The organism is Mesorhizobium sp. M1163 (assembly GCF_040318415.1).
GTDB lineage: Bacteria > Pseudomonadota > Alphaproteobacteria > Rhizobiales > Rhizobiaceae > Mesorhizobium.
Genome location: NZ_JAMYMF010000004.1, coordinates 248,848 through 264,476, shown reverse-complemented (window position 1 = coordinate 264,476; position 15,629 = coordinate 248,848). Strand labels below are relative to the sequence as shown.

The 15,629-nt window shown below is 62.2% G+C and carries 15 protein-coding genes; 7 read left to right on the top strand and 8 right to left on the bottom strand.

Annotated elements, in window-relative coordinates; translation table 11 throughout:
- Positions 1 to 16: 16 nt before the first annotated feature.
- Entirely contained in the window at positions 17 to 958 is a 942-nt protein-coding gene (locus NKH43_RS06370) for a D-ribose ABC transporter substrate-binding protein (RefSeq protein ID WP_023675475.1), read from the bottom strand.
- A 266-nt stretch (positions 959 to 1,224) separates the two neighbouring features.
- The gene (locus NKH43_RS06365; protein WP_023720261.1) at positions 1,225 to 2,052 is read right to left on the bottom strand and encodes a phosphogluconate dehydrogenase C-terminal domain-containing protein; all 828 of its coding nucleotides are present in this window, start codon (positions 2,050 to 2,052) and stop codon (positions 1,225 to 1,227) included.
- A 363-nt stretch (positions 2,053 to 2,415) separates the two neighbouring features.
- On the opposite strand from NKH43_RS06365, the gene NKH43_RS06360 reads away from it, so the two are divergent.
- The 3 genes from NKH43_RS06360 (at position 2,416) to NKH43_RS06350 (ending at position 4,918) form a co-directional block, all read left to right on the top strand.
- On the top strand, positions 2,416 to 3,090 hold the full coding sequence (locus tag NKH43_RS06360) for a DUF2161 domain-containing phosphodiesterase (protein WP_023720260.1): 675 nt from the start codon (positions 2,416 to 2,418) through the stop codon (positions 3,088 to 3,090).
- A gap of 145 nt (positions 3,091 to 3,235) precedes the next feature.
- Entirely contained in the window at positions 3,236 to 3,661 is a 426-nt protein-coding gene (locus NKH43_RS06355; protein WP_352857079.1) for a hypothetical protein, read from the top strand.
- A 66-nt stretch (positions 3,662 to 3,727) separates the two neighbouring features.
- The gene (locus tag NKH43_RS06350) at positions 3,728 to 4,918 is read left to right on the top strand and encodes an NADH-quinone oxidoreductase subunit D (RefSeq protein ID WP_023720257.1); all 1,191 of its coding nucleotides are present in this window, start codon (positions 3,728 to 3,730) and stop codon (positions 4,916 to 4,918) included.
- Positions 4,919 to 5,269: 351 nt separating this feature from the next.
- On the opposite strand, the gene NKH43_RS06345 is transcribed toward NKH43_RS06350, so the two are convergent.
- Positions 5,270 to 5,701 carry a hypothetical protein gene (locus NKH43_RS06345; RefSeq protein WP_023720256.1) on the bottom strand — a complete coding sequence of 144 codons (432 nt, stop codon included), beginning with the start codon at positions 5,699 to 5,701 and terminating at the stop codon, positions 5,270 to 5,272.
- Positions 5,702 to 5,973: 272 nt separating this feature from the next.
- Between NKH43_RS06345 and NKH43_RS06340 the strand changes: the two genes are divergently transcribed.
- The 3 genes from NKH43_RS06340 (at position 5,974) to NKH43_RS06330 (ending at position 9,030) form a co-directional block, all read left to right on the top strand.
- On the top strand, positions 5,974 to 7,149 hold the full coding sequence (locus NKH43_RS06340; RefSeq protein ID WP_352857077.1) for an HlyD family secretion protein: 1,176 nt from the start codon (positions 5,974 to 5,976) through the stop codon (positions 7,147 to 7,149).
- Entirely contained in the window at positions 7,146 to 8,759 is a 1,614-nt protein-coding gene (locus NKH43_RS06335) for a DHA2 family efflux MFS transporter permease subunit (protein ID WP_352857075.1), read from the top strand. The genes NKH43_RS06340 and NKH43_RS06335 overlap by 4 nt, the downstream gene beginning before the upstream one ends.
- 91 nt (positions 8,760 to 8,850) lie before the next feature.
- On the top strand, positions 8,851 to 9,030 hold the full coding sequence (locus NKH43_RS06330) for a hypothetical protein (RefSeq protein WP_084642803.1): 180 nt from the start codon (positions 8,851 to 8,853) through the stop codon (positions 9,028 to 9,030).
- A gap of 48 nt (positions 9,031 to 9,078) precedes the next feature.
- Here NKH43_RS06330 and NKH43_RS06325 read toward each other — a convergent pair whose 3' ends face one another.
- Together NKH43_RS06325 and NKH43_RS06320 are read right to left on the bottom strand one after the other, a co-directional pair.
- Positions 9,079 to 9,831, bottom strand: a complete 753-nt coding sequence (locus NKH43_RS06325) for a metallophosphoesterase family protein (protein ID WP_352857073.1) — start codon at positions 9,829 to 9,831, stop codon at positions 9,079 to 9,081.
- Positions 9,824 to 10,636, bottom strand: coding sequence for a nucleotidyltransferase family protein (locus tag NKH43_RS06320; RefSeq protein WP_023720252.1), 813 nt, complete (start codon positions 10,634 to 10,636; stop codon positions 9,824 to 9,826). Before NKH43_RS06320 ends, NKH43_RS06325 begins: the two co-directional genes overlap by 8 nt.
- A 709-nt stretch (positions 10,637 to 11,345) precedes the next feature.
- Between NKH43_RS06320 and NKH43_RS06315 the strand changes: the two genes are divergently transcribed.
- Entirely contained in the window at positions 11,346 to 12,209 is an 864-nt protein-coding gene (locus tag NKH43_RS06315; protein WP_352857071.1) for a hypothetical protein, read from the top strand.
- 59 nt (positions 12,210 to 12,268) lie between these two features.
- Here the strand turns inward: NKH43_RS06315 and amaB are convergent, their stop codons facing one another.
- From amaB to NKH43_RS06300, 3 genes are all read right to left on the bottom strand, one after another.
- Positions 12,269 to 13,780, bottom strand: a complete 1,512-nt coding sequence (amaB, locus tag NKH43_RS06310) for an L-piperidine-6-carboxylate dehydrogenase (protein WP_023720251.1) — start codon at positions 13,778 to 13,780, stop codon at positions 12,269 to 12,271.
- A 183-nt stretch (positions 13,781 to 13,963) separates the two neighbouring features.
- Positions 13,964 to 15,226, bottom strand: coding sequence for an RNA polymerase sigma factor (locus NKH43_RS06305; RefSeq protein ID WP_352481990.1), 1,263 nt, complete (start codon positions 15,224 to 15,226; stop codon positions 13,964 to 13,966).
- Positions 15,223 to 15,597: a YciI family protein gene (locus NKH43_RS06300; RefSeq protein ID WP_023720249.1), complete on the bottom strand. Its 375-nt coding sequence runs from the start codon at positions 15,595 to 15,597 to the stop codon at positions 15,223 to 15,225. The genes NKH43_RS06305 and NKH43_RS06300 overlap by 4 nt, the downstream gene beginning before the upstream one ends.
- Positions 15,598 to 15,629: the final 32 nt, after the last annotated feature.

Below are 15,629 nucleotides of genomic sequence, written 5' to 3'. Positions count from 1 at the left end.
CTGATGTTACGCCGGCTCAGTTGGTGAGCGCGAACGTCTCGAGCTTGGCGGCATTGTCGCCATTGACCAGGACGCAGTCCATCAGCTGCTTTTCTTCGGCGGGAGACTTCTTGTTCTTGATGAAGTCGTTGGCCTGCTCGACCGCCATCTGCGCCTGCGCGAAGGCCGGCTGCAGGACCGTCGCCTTGATGCCGCCGGAGGTGATCGAGTCGCGCACGTCGTTCGACCCGTCGAAGCCGACGACGATGACGTCCTTGCGGCCGGCAGCCGCGAGTGCCGCATAGGCGCCCATCGCCATCGTGTCGTTGCCGGAGATCACGCCCTTGATATCGGGATTGGCCTGGAGGATCGATTCCATCTTTGAATAGGCCTCGGTCTGGCTCCAATTGGCCGACTGCTGCGCCACCATCTTCAGGTCCGGATAGTCGTCGATGACGTCGTGGTAACCCTTGGAGCGGATGCCGGCATTGGTGTCGGATTCCTTGCCGACGAGCTCGACGAAATTACCCTTCTCGCCCATCAGCTTGACGAATTCCTGCGCGCCGAGCTGGGCGCCCTGATAGTTGTTGGAGACGATCTGCGCGACGGCAACGCCGGTGGCATTGATCTCGCGATCGATCAGGAATGAAGGAACACCTGCGTCCTTGGCCTTCTGCACGGCGGCAACGGTGGCGTCGGCGCCGGCATTATCGAGGATGATTGCCTTGGCGCCGCGGCCGATCGCCGTGTCGATAAGTTCGGACTGCTTGTTGGCATCGTCGTCATGGACGAGCACCAGCGCCTCGTAGCCGAGTTCCTTGGCCTTGGCCTCTGCGCCGACAGCTTCCGCCTTGAAGAACGGATTGTCATGCGAGGGCGTGATGATGGCGATCAGATCCGCCGCATAGGCGGGTGCGGCCGTGCCAAGCGCCAGCATGCCGGCGAAAGCCGCAAGCGTCATTCTGCGTGTCAGTTTCATGTATTCCTCCCGTTGAAAACCCGTGCCTTGATCCCAAGGCTATATGCATTCAATTCGTTAGCCAGCGCGGATCGCGGCTCGCGTCAGGTTCACAAGCCCTTTGCCGGCTTCACCTCGATCGATCGTCTCCCCGCCATCCTCCACTCGTCCAGGCCCTGAGCTTGCTGCGAAGCTTGACGGTCCGAGCCATCGAACAGCTAAGCTAACTGGTATGATGAGTCAATGACAATTTCAGGTGATATGTTCCCGGACGACGCGTTGCGCCCTCAGGTAATGCGCTGAATGCTCGCGGCAATCTCCTCCGGCTCGAACACCCGCTTCCAGTCATCGCGCATCAGCACCGGCTTGCCGAACTCTATCGCCTTGTTGCAGGCGTCGGAGAACACGCCTTTGGTCTCGCCGAAGATGACGGCGCCAAGCACGTTCATATGGCCAAGCAGGAAGTCGAGCGCCGCCTGTTTGTCGACCCCGCGCGCCACCACCTCGTCAACGGCCTCCTTCATGACGACGAGCAGCGAAGCGCATACCGTTTCCGAAAGGCCGGGCTCGAGCAGCGCCATCTGATCGACGGTGACTCGATGCGAGCGCATAACCGGGGCCCAGATGATCTTGGCGATCGCCTCACCCTTGGCGAAATCTTCCTCCGGCCCCTGCATCAAGGCGCTGACCATGTGCTGCTTGGCCTTGACGCCGCCGAAATAGTCCTTCTTGGCCGCCATGTCGGTCTCGTCGTTGAAGATCGGCGGATGGCACGGGTGGGTGACGAAATAGGTCAGGTCAGGTCGCTGCGGCAAATGCCCGGCGAAAGGTGCCGCGGCGTCGAGCACGACGACCATCGTGCCTGATGGAAGCTTGCTCTCGATGCTCGCCGCGACCTTGCCGATATGCGTGTCCGGCACCGCCAGGATCACCACATCAGCGCCATCAAGCGCCTCATCGGCGCTGACGGCATCGATGCCGAGGCCCGATTTAAGCCGCTCGCGGCCGGCGTCGCCGACCTCGACATGGCGTACCGTATAGGGAGACCCGCGAAAATTGGTCGACAGGCGGTAACCCATTTTGCCGCCAGCACCAAACAGCGCAATCGTTGTCATTGTCCGTTACTCCTGATTTCCAACGACGGCCCTGCCGATCGTCATCCCATTGACTTGTATGCACATTGCCGCCGGCTGGCGGATTAGAAAAGGCGGGGAGCCGCCGCTCAAATGACGATGCCCTGGACGATGTCTCGGGCGCTCGGATGTCCAGCACAGCGCAGCTATGCGGGGCATGCTACCTCAGGTACATATTATACCAGCATACCAAATTGGCAAGCGGCCGTGGCACGGCTCTGCGCCACCGGCGAGCCGCAGCAATCGCTTGGGTTTGGCCGTCGTTTACCTCCTGTTCAATGGCAATGAGCGATCATCGCGCTGAACTGCCAATCGGGCGGGATGATTCGCAGCGAACAAAGGCCCATGCTCGAGACTTCACTCTACAGCCCGGTCAAGACCTTCCTCGAAGGCCTGGGATTCATGGTCAAGGGCGAGATCGGCGGCTGCGATCTGCTGGCGCTGAGTGCCGACTCTCCACCGATCGTCGTCATCTGCGAGCTAAAGCTGAAGTTCAATCTCGAGTTGGTCCTTCAGGGCGTCGACCGTATGGCGGTGAGCGACGAGGTCTGGCTCGCAGCATGCATGTCGGGCCGTGGCAAAGGCCGTGAGAGCGATGTGAGGTATCGCAATCTCTGCCGTCGCCTCGGCTTTGGCCTGCTTGGCGTGCGGACGAACGGCGAGGTTCAGGTGCTGCTCAGCCCGACGGCATTGGCTCCGCGTAGGGATTCCCGGCGCCGCTCGAAACTAATCGACGAACATCGGCGTCGGCAGGGCGATCCTGTCGCCGGCGGCGGCTCGCGTGCGCCGATCATGACCGCCTATCGCCAGCAGGCCCTGGCATGCGCCGCAGCACTCGCGGACGGCCCAAAGCGGCCGCGTGACTTGAAGCCCAACCTGCCGAACGCGCCCAAAATCCTGCTGCACAACGTGTATCGCTGGTTCGCGCGCACCGATCGCGGGATCTACGAACTGACCACTCAGGGCCGTGAAGCATTGCAGCGCTGGCCGCAGCCCCATCGCAGCCACACCGCTGCCTGAGACAGGCAACGCCGGATTTCGCGCTCGCTTCCGCGACAATCACGGCTTCGGCAAGACTGCAACCTCCGTGACGGAACCATATTTCGACACGAGGGTTGTGTCGTCACCGAATTGATCGTCCCTGAGCAAAACGGAAGGAAAGGCCATGCGGCTATCGACGACAATTGCCACACTCTCGGCACTGGCTCTTGCCTCGCCGGTCTATGCGCAATCCGTGAGACCAGAGCTTGCCCCTGTCCCGCCGACGGCCCCGCAAACCCTGCCAGAGCAAGCCACGCCCGAAGGGGCCACTCCCGACCAGGCTACACCTGACCAAGCCTTCTCCGCCCAGAATTTCACCGCAGTGACAATCGTGGCGATGGAGGATCTGCCTCCTGACATCAAGGCACAGGCGGAGGCCGTCGTCACCCAGACCAGCGCCGAGGATTTGCGTATCCTGCAAAGTTCGATCGACGCATCGCCGCAGGCGGCATCGGCACTGGCGGCGAACGGGCTTAATTCCACGCAAGTCGTGGCCGCCAATATCGACGGCGACGGCACGCTGACGCTGATCATCCAGACGACGACGTGAGCGGCTGAAGGCGGACAAGCCGGCTCCGGCACGGAACCGAAACCCGCCTGATCGCGGAGGACTGTCATGGCCGAGGCTGCAGTTCGCAACTTCACCATCAATTTCGGGCCACAACATCCCTCCGCTCACGGCGTCCTGCGGCTGGTGCTCGAACTCGACGGCGAGATCGTGGAACGCGCCGATCCCCACATCGGCCTGCTGCATCGCGGCACCGAAAAGCTCATCGAGTACAAGAACTACCTGCAGGCCCTGCCCTATTTCGACCGGCTCGACTACGTCGCGCCGATGAACCAGGAGCACGCATTCTGTCTCGCCGCCGAGAAGCTCCTTGAAATATCGGTTCCGAAGCGTGGGCAACTCATTCGCGTGCTTTTCTGCGAAATAGGCCGGCTCCTGTCGCACCTCCTCAACGTCACCACGCAAGCCATGGACATCGGCGCGCTGACGCCGCCGCTCTGGGGTTTCGCCGAGCGCGAGAAGCTGATGGTCTTTTACGAGCGCGCGTCCGGCGCCCGCATGCACGCAAATTATTTCAGGGTCGGCGGCGTGCATCAGGATCTGCCGCCGGAGCTCCTCGACGACATCTGGAATTTCTGCGATCCGTTCCTCAAGGTCTGCGACAATCTCGAAGGGCTGTTGACCGAGAACCGCATTTTCAAGCAGCGCAATGTCGATGTCGGCGTGATCGGCCTTGACGATGCCTGGGCCTGGGCCTTCTCCGGCGTGATGGTGCGCGGATCGGGCGCCTCCTGGGATCTGCGCAAGGCGCAGCCATACGAATGCTATCCGGAGATGGATTTCGATATCCCGGTCGGCAAGCATGGCGACTGCTACGACCGCTATCTCGTACGCATGGAGGAAATGCGCCAGTCGGTCCGGATCATGCGGCAATGTCTGGAAAAGTTGCGCTCACCCGAAGGCCAGGGGCCGGTCGCGATCCCGAACCGCAAGATCACGCCGCCGCCGCGTGCCACGATGAAGCGCTCGATGGAAGCGACGATCCACCACTTCAAACTTTATACAGAAGGCATTCGCGTGCCGCGCGGTGAAGTCTATGCCGCCGTCGAGGCGCCGAAGGGCGAGTTCGGCGTCTACCTCGTATCGGACGGAGGCAACATTCCCTACCGATGCAAGATCCGCGCACCTTCCTTCGCCCACCTGCAGGCGATGGATTTCCTGTCCCGAGGCCATATGATCGCCGATGTTGCCGCGATCATCGGCTCGCTCGACATCGTATTTGGAGAGATCGACCGCTAAAGTGGGTCGAAGGGTATTTGGAGAGATCGACCGCTAGAGCGGATCGAAGGGTGTTTGGAGAGATCGGCCGCTCACCAGGTCGAAGGATCTTCCACGATCGCGGGATTGTTGTCCCTAGCCAGATCGCACATGCCTGGACGGCGCTCGAACGCCCGTCGGACGAAGGCTCTCAATTGCGGCGGGCCAACTCAAATTCTCGCATCAAAGACGGACGCATGGCCGCGACAAGGCGCAGCCAAGCGTCAAGGAGTTTCACAATCTGCGCGGCCTGACGGGCACGAGTCCTTCCAAGTTCGGAAGCGCTCCCCGCAGCGCGGAAAGAACGCGTGTTCCGCCGTTCCTCGTATCGCGTCAATGCACGATCAAGCCCTTCATCCAGGCAACAAATCTGTTGCCGCGAACTATCCCGCGCACCCTGGCAGCGGCCCATCGCGCTTGCATCGTGGCGCCAACGTGGCAATGGCAAACGATTTGGTGCAACTGCCGGTCGCTCAGTTCGAAGAAGCGCTTTGCCTCACCATAGGTATCGTCGTTCAAGCCCATGGCACGCAGAACCGGATCCTCGAAAGCGACAGTGAGCGGCGTCCCAGCGCCACGCGATCTGTCGCGCGCTTCCCTGTTCATATATTCGGTGCCTGGAAGCGCCCCAAGGCATCGCGTCGGGTTTTGCTCGAGAAGTTCTGCCCAACGTTCAATCCGCTGGTTTCGGCTCATCGCCGGATACGCCGCGAAGGACTCAACTTCCGCGACGGCATGCAGTTGGTCGAGTGTTTGATGTTTCATGGTCGGCTCCTGTCGACAGGTGAATTCGCCCACGCCTATATGAGCAATTATCGCGCCGTGGAGCGCTGACAAGGCCGGATCACCGCAACATGAGGCGTACGGATCACCTGCCCGGTGAAGCGGCGCTCGGTTCCAACGCGCCGGCGCCGCTCAGTGGGTTCGACGTCGCCCCGGTAACCGAACCCATTCCGGGCAGGAACTTTTGCGGAAGCTCGCGGTTTGGCTTTGCGTCCGCCCCGGCTGCTGCAATATCAGTCTTGAAAGCCATTCCGTTGGACACGAAGCCTCAAAGCGTCGAACAAGACGTCGAGCCTGTAAATGAAACTCGGGAGCAACCGGCCCGGGTTCGAGAATCTCGTGAGCGATCGGCAGAGCCGCGGCAGGAAAAGCCCGACGGGGATGCCTCGCAACGAAAGGCCGGTCTGCTCGGCTTTCCCAAGCGCCATCCCTATGCGACGGCGGCGGTTGCGCTTGCGCTGTTGCTCGTCGCGGCAGGCGTCGTGATCTGGTGGCTGAACGCTCGCCAGTACGAATCGACCGACGACGCCTTCATCGACGCCCGCACGGTGACGATCGGCGCCCAAATCGCCGGCCGCATTACCGAGCTGGCGGTTAGCGACAATCAGCACGTGCAGGCAGGTGATGTCCTCCTGCGCATCGACGACAGCGACTATCAGGCAAATCTGAAGCAGGCCGATGCCGGCGTCGCCGCGGCCGAAGCCGAAATCGTCAATGTCACCGCTCAGATCGAGGCTCAAAACGCAAAGGTGAACGCTGCCCAGAGGCAGATTGCACAGGCCAAGGCAGCGCTGGATTTCGCCAAGGCAGAGGATCAACGCAATCGCGAACTCCTGGCCAAGGGCACGGCAACGCAGCAGCAGGCGCAGCAAGCGGCATCGACGCTGCGTCAGGATCAGGCCGCGCTGGACAGTGCCGAGGCCAATGTCGCCTCAGCAAAAAGCCAGGTTTCGGTCTTGCAGGCACAAGCCAGGAGCGCCGAGGCGCAGCTCGAACAGGCCAAAGCCAGCCAGGAGCAAGCACGCACGACGCTGTCGCGCACGACCATCACAGCACCCGCAGCCGGGCGGGCAACGAGCATTTCGGCCGCTGACGGCACCTACGCCCAACCCGGCCAGGTATTGATGATGTTCGTTCCCGACGAGGTCTGGGTGAGGGCCAATTTCAAGGAGACGCAGCTCGACCTGATGCGGCAGGGACAACCGGTCGACATCGATATCGACGCGTACCCGAACAAGTCCTTCCATGGCCGCGTCGACAGCATCCAGGCCGGCAGCGGCACCGCCTTCAGCCTCCTGCCGGCTGAAAATGCCACCGGCAACTACGTCAAGGTGGTGCAGCGCGTGCCGGTCAAGATCGTCTTCGACAAGCCGCCCGATGTGCTTCTCGGCCCAGGGCTGTCGGTGGTGCCGACGGTCAAGGTGCAATGAGCGGCGAAGCAGCCAGAAATCAGGGCGAAAGCCGATCCGCCGCCGGGACACACAATCCCTGGCTCATCGCCATTGTCGTTTCCATCGCCACTTTCATGCTGGTGCTGGACACCTCGATCGCCAATGTCGCCCTGCGCAACATCGCCGGCAGCCTGGCGGCCGGAATGGACGAAAGCACCTGGGTCATTACCACCTATCTTGTGGCCAACTCGGTGATCATCCCGGTCAGCGGCTGGCTGGCAAGCGTCATCGGCCGCAAGCGCTACTACATGCTTTGCGTGGCGACCTTCACCGTCGCGTCGCTGCTGTGCGGACTGGCGCCCAACCTGGAACTGCTCATCCTGTTCAGGATCCTTCAGGGCCTCGGCGGCGGCGGCATGGCGCCAAGCGAGCAATCGATCCTTGCCGATACCTTTCCGCCGGAAAAGCGCTCGCAAGCCTTCGCGCTTTACGGCATTGCCGTCATCGTCGCACCAACGGTCGGGCCGACGATCGGCGGCTGGCTGACGGACCATTTCTCCTGGCACTGGATCTTCTTCATCAACGTGCCGTTCGGCATCCTGTCGCTGGCACTGGTGCAATGGCTGTTGGTCGAACCGGACGTACTCGAACGCGAACGCAAGGAACGGCTGAAAGGTGGCCTGAAGATCGACGGGGTCGGGTTCGTCCTGGTGGCCACCGCATTGGGGTGCCTGGAGATCTTCCTCGACCGGGGCCAGCGCTACGATTGGTTCGCCTCGAATTTCATTACGACTTTCGCAGTGATTTCCGCGATCGCGTTCCTGCTGCTTATCCCATGGGAAATCAGTCGCAGCGATCCGGTCGTCGACATGCGCCTATTGTTCACGCGCCAGTTCGGCACGGCCTTCCTGGTTATGATGGCGGTCGGTGCTATCCTGTTCAGCACCACCCAGATCGTGCCGCAGCTGCAGCAGACGACATTTGCCTACACCGCGACGCTGTCGGGCCTTTCGATGATGCCGGGCGGCATCGCCATGCTGATCTTGATGCCGGTGTCCGGATTTGTAGGCAGCATCGTGCAGCCCAAATACCTGATCATGGTGGGCATGTCGGTGGTCGCAGTCGCGCTTTGGCACATGACCTCGCTTACCCTGGACGCCAGCTTCCGCTTCTTTGCCTTTGCCCGTGTCTTCCTGATGGTCGGGCTGCCGTTCCTGTTCATTCCCATCTCGACCGCGGCCTATGTCGGCCTGCCCCCGCAACAGACCAACCAGGCATCGGCGCTGATCAACGTTGCACGCAATAGCGGCGGCAGCATCGGCGTCTCGCTGTCCAACACCGTCATTGCGCAAAGCTCCCAGATCCATCAATCGAATCTGGTTGGCCACACCGTGCAATCGTCGCCCGCCTATCAGCAGGTGCTTCGGCAGGCGACCGAGCATTTCGTCGCCCAGGGTTCGCCGCTGGTCCAGGCGAAGCAGCAGGCGATCGGCTGGCTCGGCCAGTTGATCGCCCGCCAGGCCACGCTGCTCGCCTACGTCGATGTCTTCCGCTATTGCGCGGTGGCAACCGCCCTGCTCGTTCCGCTTGCCCTGCTGCTGCGGTCAGGCAAGTCGGGCAGCAGACACGAGAATCCGGAGATGGGCTGACCCGCAGGCGCGACGGTGTGGTTCCAAAAACGAGGAAGCCGGGAACCAGCTGACCCATTGCGTTGTTCTGCGCCAAGAGGAGATGATCACGATGGCCACTATTCCCACACCCGAGCCAACACCGACCCCGGTACCACCGCCTCCCATCCCCGATCCCAAGCCCGTGCGTGAGCCGGACCCCGACAGGCTCCCCGACGAGGACCCCATTCCCAATCCGGATGAAAACGATATTCCGCCGAAGCGGATGTCTTTCAGCCGGCAGTTGCCGTGATCGTTCTGCAGCCTGTCTGGCGATTGCTTGCGCCAGCGGCGCCGCCTGTCAGATTTCGAGCATGGCGTAGGGGCGGCCGGTCGGCTTGGCGACATGCATGGCAACGTTATAGACCGACGCTCCGCCCGGCGTACGGCCCTCATAGACGCCACGATGCGCATGGCCATGCACCACTGCGCTGACCTGGAACCGGTCTATTGTCTCGGCCAGGCGTGACGAACCGAGAAACGGGAAAATCTCCAGCGGCTCGCCTTCGACCGTCTCGACGACAGGCGCGTAGTGCAGAACGACAAGCGTGCGTTTGGCGCGGACCTGCCGCATCGCGTTTTCGAGCCGCATCGCTTCGTTCACGCTTTCCGCCACCATCAACTTGATCGCCGGTTCGCCAAAGGAGCCGAGCATGCGCGATCCAAAACCGCCAACGAAACCCTTGACCCCAACGAACCCGACCTCGTGAATCTCCGTCGCCTCGCCGTCGAGGAGATGAACGCCCGCCTTACGCAAAATGTCGGTGACCTGCTCGACGGCGCCTGACTCATAGTCGTGGTTGCCAAGTACGGCGACGACCGGGATCGTGCAGGCACGCAGTTCCTCGGCAAGGATTTCGGCCTCCCGAGGCTTGCCGAGATTGGTAAGGTCGCCGGTCAGCACGAGAACCTGGGCTTCGCGCGACATCTCGCCGAAAAGATCGCGGTACGACGCCTGGTCCTCCTTGCCGACATGCAGATCGCCGATGGCGGCGACCTTGAGTGTGCCGCCGTTTTCGGCCTTTGCCGAAGCAGATTCGAGCTCGTCAGCCATCGCTATATTCTCCTTCACCGCCGACGTCGGCAAAGCCCCATTGCTTGACGTCGATCTCATAGTCGGTTCGTGAAAGCATGCGCCCGCGGCAGATCCGCATCCGGGAAGGCGGCAATTCGCGCTGCTTGGCCAGCCGGTCGAGCAACTCGTCGAGCAGCCACGCGGGCACACGGTCTCGCTCCGTCGGATAGATCCATCTGAAGTTCAAGAGATGCATCAGCAAGACTTCCCAATGAACTTCCATGTAGGAAAGCAGCCTTTGCCAGTCGATCTGGTCGTGCGCCTTGAGGATGGTGTGCGCGACGTCGGCGCCATCATGCCGGCCGCGGTCCTGGATGAAGCATTTGGACCAGATAAGCTCGGTTGGGCCGATGATCCGCACGTGGCTGCCCAGCAATTCGGCCTGGCGAGCATGCTCCAGCCACTGGTCGTCGACAGGCATTGTGCCGTTCATCGAGGTGAAGATGACGTCGAAAAAATGCGTGCCCCTGAACACCTTGCCGAGCCACCGGTCGTCCTCGACCACGACCGCATAGCCGATCTGCTTGAAATGGGCGAGGATGCGCGGGCAGTCGCCGGCCTTGCAGAAAATGTCGAGATCCTTGGTCGGGCGGATGATCCCGGTATAGGCGCTTACGGCATAGGTGCCGGCGACGAGAAAGGGGATGCCCGTCGCGACAAGCTCGCGGATCGCTTCGATATAAAAGACCTCCGCTTCGGCATTGCGAGGCGTCGGGGCGGCTTTTGGATCGACCGACGGAACGGATGCCGGGATGGCGCTTTCCGGTGGGGGATTGATGATCATAGCAAATGGCTCCTGGCCCGGCAGACCAGCAGCCGCCTGTATCTAATAGCCAAGCATGCCCGATGGTTCCCGCCGCTGCGTGCCACCGCCGCTCTCGCCTGCTGCATCAGGCGAACACGCCGCGGTGGCGGGCCTTCAAAGCGGTCATGGCTCTCGGCCGCGGCGGCAGCCATAAAGAGACATGTGAGCGGTTATTTTTGGCGTCAAGATCGCAGCGCGCTTCGGCCTCAAGCGCGTCGAGGCGTAGTGGGCCCGCTATCATTCTCGGGTCCGGAAAGGATTGGTTTCAACATGGTTCCCGAGCTGTCGGAGGCGCTGCGCACCCGGCGTAACAGCCACTTGAGCGCCCGTAGCCAAACCGACTCTGTTTTCCGGAACGCTGCAGGCGGCGTGGCGAAAAGGCCATTCTCCATTTTGTAGTTCCTCACTGTCTCAGTCCAATCAGCGTTCTTCAACGAGCAAAACTTGTGTTGGTTCCGTGTCGCCATCGGCGGGAGCACGTGCTGGACAGGCGAAGCCATCATTGGTGGGTTCAAGCAGGCTAGCCTTCTGCCGCGAGATCAGGGGCCTCGGCGATCAAGTCGCGGAATTCAGCCACTAGCCGGCAGGATTCAGCTCTTATCCTGATCCGCCGGCGCTGGACACGACCCGCGAAGGCTGAAATTGTGATCGGTATTTCCAGTTGCAAACTTGGTTGGGCTCGGCGGGGATGGCGCTGGTTTCTGAAGACATTGCCCGCCATCCGGCACTGCGTCGCCACGTCCAGGCTCAGTCGCGGACGCTTCTCCAAACCTATGAAGCGAACCCGCGGCTGGCCTCCGTATTCGCCGCGCAACAGCGTTGGCTGATGGCCCATATCGGCCTTGGCTTGTATTTCAATCGAGAGCCGGACGATCATCGCAAGGGACTTACGTCTGCACGGTTCATGGACGACATCTGCCGGCATTCGGTGGCCAGCCGCAACACAGCCGACGTCTTCCTGAAGGAGATGCTGCATTACGGTTTCATTCGGCATCTGCCGATCAAATACGGGCGCATCCGCCCCTTTGAGCCCACCGCGGGCACTCTGGAGACGGTTGCCGGCTGGGTCATGGCGCATCTGAAAACGCTGGACAGCCTGGACAATGGATTTCGACTGGCTGCATTCGTCGCACAACCGGACCTGCTCGCCAAACTGCAGCCGCTGGTGGCCGACGGCCTGCTTTCGTCGCATGCCGTGCGGGAGCCGAGACAGACCTTTTCCTTGTTCACCTGGCTCGACAATGGCGGCATCGTCATGGATTGGCTGATGTCTGGCGTCGATCCCGATCATGCCGACCTGGACCGAATTCCGACCGGTGTCGTCTCAATCGGAGATTTCGCGAACTGGCTCAAGCTTTCCCGGACCCACCTGTCACGCAAATTGCGCGATGCCGAGGAACTCGGCAGCATTGGCTGGTTGGGCCAGCGGGGTCACTCGGTCATGTGGGTTTCGAGCGAGTTCTATCAGGAATACATGACTGCCCAGGCGGTCAAGCTCGCCATCATCGATGCAGCCTTCGACAATTGTGTTGTAACTTCCGAAGCCAGCTGAACGGCGAGCCAAACGCCGTCGTGGCGGCTTTGGCGCCGCCACCACGACGGTCTGGCATTTCAATCGATGTCGAACGACACGCCCTGCGCAAGCGGCAGCGCCTTGGAGTAGTTCACCGTATTGGTAGCGCGGCGCATATAGGCCTTCCAGGCATCCGAGCCCGACTCGCGGCCGCCGCCGGTTTCCTTCTCGCCACCGAAGGCGCCGCCGATCTCGGCCCCCGAAGTGCCGATATTGACGTTGGCAATGCCGCAGTCCGAACCGTCGACGCCGAGGAAACGCTCGGATTCCTGCAGGTCGCGGGTGAAGATGGACGAGGAAAGCCCCGCGCCGACCGCATTGTGCTCATAGAGCACGGCGTCGAAATCCGAATATTTCATCACATAGAGGATCGGCGCGAAGGTCTCCTCCGTCACCGGCGAAACTTGGCGCGGCATTTCGACCAGCGCCGGACGCACATAGTAGGCCTCCGCATGGCCGTTCTCGACCCGCATTCCGCCGGTTATCTTACCGCCATGCGAAGCCGCGTCCTCCAACGCCTTCTGCATGTTCTCGTAGGCAGCCTTGTCGATCAGCGGGCCGACGAGAGCGCTTGTCTCCAGCGGATTGCCGACCGAGACGCTTTCATAGGCCTTCTTCAGGCGCGGAACGAGGTGATCATAGACGCTTTCATGCACGAACAGGCGCCTGAGCGTCGTGCAGCGCTGGCCGGCCGTGCCCATGGCGCCGAAGGCGATGGCGCGCAGCGCCATGTCGAGATCGGCCGTCGGGCAGACGATGCCGGCGTTGTTGCCGCCGAGCTCAAGCACGGCACGGGCAAAGCGCTTGGCCAGCCGTGGGCCGACATCCCTGCCCATGCGCGTCGAACCGGTGGCGGAGACCAACGGCACCTTCGGATGGTCGACCAGGATCTCGCCGACGGCGCGATCGCCGATCAGCACGGGCGCCAGCCCTTCCGGCGCATCGCCGAAACGGTTTGCCGCGCGCTTGAAGATCGCTTCGCAGGCGAGCGCCGTCAGCGGTGTCTTCTCGGACGGCTTCCACACCACCGCGTCGCCGCAGACCAGCGCCAGCGCTGCATTCCACGACCAGACCGCCACCGGGAAATTGAAGGCCGAAATGACGCCGACGACGCCGAGCGGATGCCAGGTCTCCATCATGCGGTGGCCGGGGCGCTCGGTGGCGATGGTCAGGCCGTACAATTGCCGGGAGAGACCGACGGCGAAATCGCAGATGTCGATCATCTCCTGCACTTCGCCAAGACCCTCGGATGGAATCTTGCCGACTTCGATCGAGACCAACCGGCCAAGCTCGGCCTTGTGTGTGCGCAATTCCTCGCCGAGCAGCCGCACCAGTTCGCCGCGCTTGGGAGCTGGTACCTGCCGCCACGCCAGGAAAGCTTTATGGGCATTGTCGATGGTCGTTGCCGCGTCGGCCGGCGAGATGGTTTTCAGCGCGGCGATCTGCTCGCCGGTCACCGGGCTACGCACGATGAGATCGCCGCCTGTAAGCGCGCCCTCGGCAACACCCAGTTTCGCCAGAAGCCCGGCCGTTTCCTTCGCAATCGTCATTTTCATCCCTTTCAGATCCCGCCGCTCATATGGCGTCGGTCAAAGCCTTGTGCCACGCCGTCTCTGTGCTGGTCGGCACATCAGGCACTGTCATGGCGTGGCATTACTCGTTTCAGGGAAAAATCGCCACCCCGGCATGGTCTAAGCAAAGGTCAGACCGTTGAACCAGGCGGAGGCGTCGGATCAATGCGCCCTTTGCTTGGCGCCTTCTTTCATCAGCCGGTCGATATGCATGCGGATATGCGCCGCCTCGGCTGCCGTGTTGGCAAGCGCGATGGCGCGGTCGAAAGCGACACGCGCCTCGTCGCCGCGGCCAAGCTGCATCAGCAGGCCGCCCTTGAGGCCGAAGAAGTGGAAATAACCGGAAAGCCTTTGCTCCAGCGGCTCGATCATGGCGAGTGCGGCTTCCGGTCCACGCACCTTGGAGACGGCGACGGCGCGGTTGAGCGTCACCACCGGCGACGGCTGCATCTGCTCGAGCAGCCCGTAGAGCAGGTCGATCTCGTTCCAGTCCGTATCCTCGGGCTTTTCCGCCCGTGCATGCAGCGCGGCGATCGCCGCTTGCACCTGGTAGGGACCGGGCTTGCGATGGCGCAACGCCTTATCGACCAGCGCCAGGCCTTCATCGATCATTTTGCGGCTCCACAGGCTGCGGTCCTGGTCTTCGAGCAGCACGATCTCGCCGTTCTCGTCGAAGCGGGCCGGCGCGCGTGCATGCTGCAGCAGCAACAGCGCCGTCAGCCCCATGATCTCCGGCTCGGTCTGGAATAGTCTGAGCAGCAGCCGGGCCAGCCGGATCGCCTCTTCGCAAAGCGGCGCACGCGCCGACGCCTCGCCGCTGTTGCTGGAATAGCCTTCGTTGAAGATCAGGTAGACCATGGCGGCGACGGCGGCGAGCCGTTCGGAGCGCTCGACCGCTCCCGGCGTCTCGAACGGCACCCCGGCATCGGCGATACGCGCCTTGGCGCGCGTGATACGCTGCTCCATGGCGCTTTCCCCGACGAGGAAGGCGCGGGCGATCTGCTTGACCGTCAGGCCGGAGACGATGCGCAACGCCACCGCGATCTGCTGGGTGGCCGGCAGGTCGGGATGGCAGCAGATGAACAGCAGCCGCAAAATATCGTCGCGGTAATGCGCACCGTCCAGCCGCTCGGCGATGTCGCTCTCGGCATCGTCGAGATCGGAGATCTGGTCCTCCTCCGGCAGCGGCGCCTGCTTGGCGCGCTTGCGCACCGCATCGATGCCGCTGTTGCGGCCGACGAAGATCAGCCAGGCTGCCGGATCGCGCGGCGGGCCATTTTTCGGCCAGTTGTTCAGGGCCCTCAGGCAGGCGTCCTGGAATGCTTCCTCCGCCGCGTCGAGGTCGCGGAAGTAGCGCAGCAATGCTCCCATCGCCTGCGGGCGAGCGGTGCTGATTGCCGTGCTGATCCAGGCAAGTTCGGTCATGCGGAAACCTTGGCGGGATTGAAGAGCGAGACCGGCCGGATCTCGTAGGAGCCGCCGCTCGGGTTGACCTCGGAAAGCTCGCGCGCGAAGTCGACGGCCTCGTCGAGGTCGGCGCATTCGAGCGTGTAGAAGCCGAGGAACTGTTCCTTGGTTTCGGCAAACGGGCCGTCGATGACGATCGATTCGCCCTTGACCTTTCGCAGCGTTGTCGCCGCCGTCGTCGGCAAAAGCCGCGCCACGGGGCCAAGCCGCCCGGCGTTGGCATATTTCTCTTGTACGCCGATAAGTTTTTCCATGACGGCATCGTCCTGCTCCTTGCTCCAGGAGCAGACGACGTCTTCAGAGGCATAGCAGAGGATCGCGTAGAGCATGGGTCGTCCTTTTCTCTGTCAAAGGACGAAAC